Below are 5,113 nucleotides of genomic sequence, written 5' to 3' on the forward strand. Positions count from 1 at the left end.
GGCGATACCTGAGCTGTGATGCCACCTGTGAAGTCTGGTTCGAACGTGATGGCGAGGTCATCGGCGCTGGCCGCGCGACGCGGGTGATCAATCGGCGGCTTCGCCGCGCCCTCGAGCACCGCAATCCCACGTGTGCGGTTCCCGGCTGTGGGGCCACCCGCGGTCTGCACGCACACCACATCCGGCACTGGGAAGACGGTGGTCTGACCGAGTTGTTCAACCTGCTATTGCTGTGCCCTTATCATCATCGGTTGCACCACCGGGGCGTGATCACCATCGCCGGACCCGCCGACGATCTCATCGTCACTGACAGCTCCGGTCGGCGGCTCAGCGCAGGATCGCTCGCGCGTGCTCCGAACCTTGCCCCGCCGGCTGTCCCACCGTGGCCTGGGCCCACTGGCGAGCGCGCCGACTGGTGGTGGTATGAACCCTTTCAGCCGCAACCACCACCAACAAACAACTAGGTTGGTTACCGCAGCCCGTCATTGCCAGCACCGTATCGAAGCCCAAACAGGTTGAGGCATACAGAATTTCGTTTGCGAAGCCCGCTGCTACTTCCGCGTGCGTTCGTGCGTCCGAAGCCAGGTGGCGCGAACTCGCCGACGAGGGGTGACTCAGCTCGCGGCGGCTCGGGTGAGCTCGTCGAACCTTGCGACCGCGGTATCGAGATCTGCCTCTTCAAAGACCTCGACGCGGCTGTAGAGGTCGCCTTCGACCATGAAAATGCCGATCACCCGCCGCTGGGCGTCAAAGCCCCTTGCGAGAGGATGGCGCGAGGTTTCGCGCCCGGGATCATGACCGGGGCGCCGTCCCGTCGGACCTGTAGAGGTCCCAAAACCCCCAGCTCCACCGCATGAAGCGTACTCATGTCCCCATCGTCGGGGAGGGGATTCAACACACGGTCAAGGTCGGGTAAAGGCGTCTTGCCTGCACGTTTTGCGCGTGCGGGTTCCGCGGGGCCCTACCTCAAGTGTTCGCGACCTGCTCGGCAGTCGACCCTGCCACCTGGTCGGGCGTCGGGCCTGGCCGGTCGTTGTAGGCGCTGTCGATGAGGGGGCGCTGTTGGGCGTCAAGCTGGTCGGCCTGCGCACCTCCCCCCAACCATCGCCGCCAATCGTTGAGGGGTAGGTGCTGGGTCGGGATCAAGATCCCGGTGATGTTGCCGCGAGTGACCACCACGTTGGCCGGATTATCGAGGCGCACGTTGACGTAGTCGTGGATGGTGCCGCCGCCGTACTGGGCGTTCTGCCAGGCCAGCTGGTAGTTGGGGGAGGCCAGGTTGGTCGGATAGTCACTCCAGCCGTCGTATTGACGGGCCACCAGTATCACCTGGTTCGCGATGCTCGCGGGTACGCCCTGGCCAAGGGAGTCGATCTGGTCGTTATGGGTAAACGTGTCACCCAACAAAATGAACCGCACCCCGGGCGGCGGTGTGTACTTCGACAGGTAGAGCGCGACCACTTGCGATCCGAGACTGAACCCGAGCACGGTGTCGCCGGCGTGAAGGGGAGTATTGACCAGCGCAGTTACCCCTTGGGCATTGTGCGCGCCGTCGGCGGGATAGGACACCTTGACGCAGGGACACAACGTCCCGCCCAACTGGTTTTTGGTCAGCGACACCACGGTCCCGTTGACGCCGTCGTAGTCGAACGGTTCGAGTGTGTAGGTGACGCCACCGGCCTTAGCTGCCGGGGGATCCAACGACAGCGCCACGGTGATGCTCGCCATCACCGCCAACACTTTGGTTAACCCATTCATCACCCACCGGCCTGCCGTATCGGATGTTGATAACCGCGAGTAGCAAATTACCTGGCGAACAGTCGGGAAACGCGGCGCAACACACCGTAGGGCCGTCTCAGGGTTGCTGGAGCGATCCGATACGTGTCACCTCACGTCAACGGAACCTGCTCGCCGGTCGAGGCTGCCAACTGGTCGGGTGTCGGGCTGGGCCGGTCGTAGGCGCTGTCAATGAGCGGGCGCTGTTCGGCGTCAAGCTGGTCGGCCTTTGCACCCTGCAGCTGCCATCGCTTCGGGACGTTGACCGGTAGGTGCTGCGTCGGGATCAAGATCGCGGTGATATTGCCCCGGGTTGTTACCACATTGGCCGGATTGTCGATCCGCGCATTGACGTAGTTGTGGATGTAGGCCGCACCCGCCTGGGCGTTCTGATTCGCCAACTGGTAGTTGGGCGAGTTTTTGATGGTGGGATAGTCGCTCCATCCATCGTATTGACGCGCCACCAGGATCACCTGGTTGGCGATGTCGGCGGGAACGCCCTGCCGCTCGGAGACCAGCTGATCGTTGCGGGCAAACGTGTCACCCAACAACACGAACCGCACACCGGGCGGGGGTGTGTGCTGAGCCAGGTAGAGCGAGATCACTTGTGAGCCAAGGCTGAACCCGAGCACGGTGTCACCGGAGTGAAACGGAGTAGCGGCCAGCGCCGCTACTCCTTGGTCATTGTGCATGCCGTCAGCGGGATAGGGCACCTTCACACAGGGACATAACGTGCCGCCCAACTCAGTTCGGGTCACCGACATCGTCATCCCTCGGACGCCGTCGTAATCAAACGGTTCGACGGTGTAGGTGACGCCCGCCGCGTTAGCTACCGGCGGATCCGTCGACAGCGCCACGAAAATGATCGCCATCGCCGCCAGCGCCTTGCTTAAGCCATTCATCACCACCGGCCTGCCGCATCGGATATTGATCACTGGGTGTGCAAAATACCTGGTGATCGCACGGAAAACGCGGCGCAACACCGATCGACGCCGAACACCTTGCGGCCCACTACCGGGTTGACGGCTCCGGCGGGTTGTCGACGGCTGAACCCTGCCTGCGGGCAAAGGCGATCAGATGGCGGGTGCGCGCGGTGTCCTCGGTCAGGTCGTGCATTCGGGCGGCGAGCAAATCCTGCCAATACACGTGCCCTTCTTCGGTCCCATCGGCCGACACGACTGCCAGCGGAAGGCCGCCGGCTTCGGCGAGAACGTTCGCAGCATGTCGCAACGTGTCGCGCGTGCCGACGGTGCCGCCCACTTCGACATCCGCGGGCTCGGGATGCATCACGTCGGCGACGAAGAAGGTTTCCAGCGGGTCGGTGGTGTAGTCACGAGTCACGTGCAGTCCGCGCCGCGCGATCTTCTCAGTCAAGACGGACCGATCGAGCACCAGCACCGACACGGCGTAGCCGGTGACCGCGGCGATGATGAGCGGCAACAGCGCGGGCCACGCGTGCGTCAACTCCAGGGTGAAAATGATTCCGGTGAGCGGCGAGCCCAGAACGCCGCCGACCACCGCGGCCAAGCCCAGAATCGCCCAGAATCCCGGAAATACCGGTGGAAGCCCTTGTCCGACAAGGGCACCGAGCGCACCGCCGATCATGAACACGGGAGCGAGCACACCGCCAGAGGTGCCCGAGCCCAAGGACAGCGACCAGATCAGGGTCTTCACGACAAGAACGCCGACGATAACCGACATGCCGGCCTGCCCAGTCAGCAACGCGTTGATCACGTCGTAGCCGACGCCCAGAGCGCGCGGCTGGATCAGGCCGCCCAAACCGATCACGACACCGCCGATTGCCGGCCACCACATCCAGTGAAATGGCAGACGCGCGAAAAGATCTTCGGCCAGATACACCAGTCGCGTCGCGGCGACGGCGACCACGGCGCCGCACAGGCCGATGACAAGAGCCAAGGCGTCGATGTTCCAACCAATTTCGCTGACGTGGGCAACGACTGGGAATATCGGGCCAGTCCCCAGGATGAACCCGCGCACGACGGTCGCGATGACCACCGCGGCCGTGACCGGAACCAGGCTGCGGGGCCGCCATTCGAACAACAGCAGCTCCACGGCAAGCAGAATGGATGCCAGCGGAGCGTTGAATGTCGCTGCCATGCCACCCGCGGCACCGGCAACAAGCAGGGTTTTTCGTTCATCTGCGGTCAGATGCAGTTGTTGCGCGAGGATCGAACCCAGTGCGCCGCCGGTCATGATGATCGGCCCCTCAGCACCGAACGGACCACCGGTGCCGATGCTAATTGCCGCCGAAATAGGTTTGAGGACAGCAACTTTGGGTTCGATGCGACTGCCGCGGGTCAGGATGGCTTCAATGGCCTCCGGCATGCCGTGACCGCGAATTTTGTCCGATCCAAACCGCGCCATCACGCCGACCACCAGACCGCCGGCGACGGGTGCGCCCAGGATCAACCACCACGGATGGTGCTGCGCCCCCGGCGCGACAAGGCCGTAGGCCCAGCGTTGGTAGAAGACAAGGTTGGTGACCAGCCCGATCAACTTCAGTAGGCACCAGGCTGCGCCCGCCGACAGCGCTCCGATCGGCAGTGCCAGCGCCGTTATCAGCAACATGCGCCGGTTGACCACGAAATCCGCTAGGCGTCCACCCGTGACCGTCATGGCTGGTATTGCACCATGCAAATCCTGGGCACTTCCTGTGAGGTTTAGACCACCCCGAGTTGGCTTAACAGTCGGTGCGGTAGGGCGGCCCGAGAAAGCGCTGCAGCATGGTTTGTTGGTCGGTGGGGTCTTTGAGCGGCCAACACCACAGGGCCAAGAAGACGCGGATCAGCCATTGTGCGGCGATCGGGTCATCGTCTTCGAGACCAAGCATTTCGGTGGCAAAGCCGTTTACAGCGGGCGAGTTGGTGATCCATTGGCTAATCGGAGTCTCGTGCATCGACCGCATCAAGTGAGCCAGTGGATCAGATTGCAAACCCTGCAGTGCGACGACGGTGGCGGTCACCACGCGGTCCGGGCCCTTCAGGTCTTTGATCGCTTGGCGTGCCGTGTCGACGATGCGGGCCGCCTGGATCGCGACGACGGCGTCGCGGATCGCGGCTTTGCCGCCGGCATGCCGGTAAATCGTCGCGGGGGAGCAATGTACTTGCGCGGCCAACGCCTCGATGGTGAAGCCGTCGTATCCCCGGCGAGCAATCAAGTTGGCGGCCGCGTCGTAGATCCGTTCAGCGGCTTCGCTTCGGCGATCCCGTCCGACCAGCCAATCGTGGCGTGGCATCTCACCTAGCTCCCTTGGTCGCAGCACGCTGAATTAGATCTCTCACGTTGAGAATTTTCAGCTCAATATTCTCACTTTAAA

At 63.2% G+C, this 5,113-nt stretch carries 5 protein-coding genes; 1 reads left to right on the top strand and 4 read right to left on the bottom strand.

Annotation, left to right across the window (positions count from 1 at the left end):
- Window positions 1-464 (top strand): HNH endonuclease (locus WBF82_RS06815; RefSeq protein WP_424382307.1); only part of this gene is annotated, 464 nt, incomplete at its 5' end.
- 502 nt (window positions 465-966) lie between these two features.
- Here the strand turns inward: WBF82_RS06815 and WBF82_RS06820 are convergent.
- The 4 genes from WBF82_RS06820 to WBF82_RS06835 form a co-directional block, all read right to left on the bottom strand.
- Window positions 967-1,758, bottom strand: coding sequence for a PE-PPE domain-containing protein (locus WBF82_RS06820; RefSeq protein ID WP_424382308.1), 792 nt, complete (start codon window positions 1,756-1,758; stop codon window positions 967-969).
- A gap of 131 nt (window positions 1,759-1,889) precedes the next feature.
- Complete coding sequence (locus WBF82_RS06825; protein WP_424382309.1) at window positions 1,890-2,678, bottom strand: PE-PPE domain-containing protein; 789 nt, start codon at window positions 2,676-2,678, stop codon at window positions 1,890-1,892.
- Between the two features lie 109 nt (window positions 2,679-2,787).
- A complete protein-coding gene (locus WBF82_RS06830) occupies window positions 2,788-4,413 on the bottom strand; it encodes a chloride channel protein (protein ID WP_424382310.1) in 1,626 nt (541 codons plus the stop codon).
- A gap of 64 nt (window positions 4,414-4,477) precedes the next feature.
- Entirely contained in the window at window positions 4,478-5,032 is a 555-nt protein-coding gene (locus WBF82_RS06835; protein ID WP_424382311.1) for a TetR/AcrR family transcriptional regulator, read from the bottom strand.
- Between the last annotated feature and the right edge of the window lie 81 nt (window positions 5,033-5,113).

It is taken from the genome of Mycobacterium sp. (assembly GCF_049673265.1).
GTDB lineage: Bacteria > Actinomycetota > Actinomycetes > Mycobacteriales > Mycobacteriaceae > Mycobacterium.

Excerpts from the sequence above, each read along its gene's own strand:
- WBF82_RS06825 (WP_424382309.1), bottom strand. The coding sequence starts at position 2,678 with ATGAATGGCTTAAGCAAGGCGCTGGCGGCGATGGCGATCATTTTCGTG.
- WBF82_RS06820 (WP_424382308.1), bottom strand. The coding sequence starts at position 1,758 with ATGAATGGGTTAACCAAAGTGTTGGCGGTGATGGCGAGCATCACCGTG.
- WBF82_RS06830 (WP_424382310.1), bottom strand. The coding sequence starts at position 4,413 with ATGACGGTCACGGGTGGACGCCTAGCGGATTTCGTGGTCAACCGGCGC.
- WBF82_RS06835 (WP_424382311.1), bottom strand. The coding sequence starts at position 5,032 with ATGCCACGCCACGATTGGCTGGTCGGACGGGATCGCCGAAGCGAAGCC.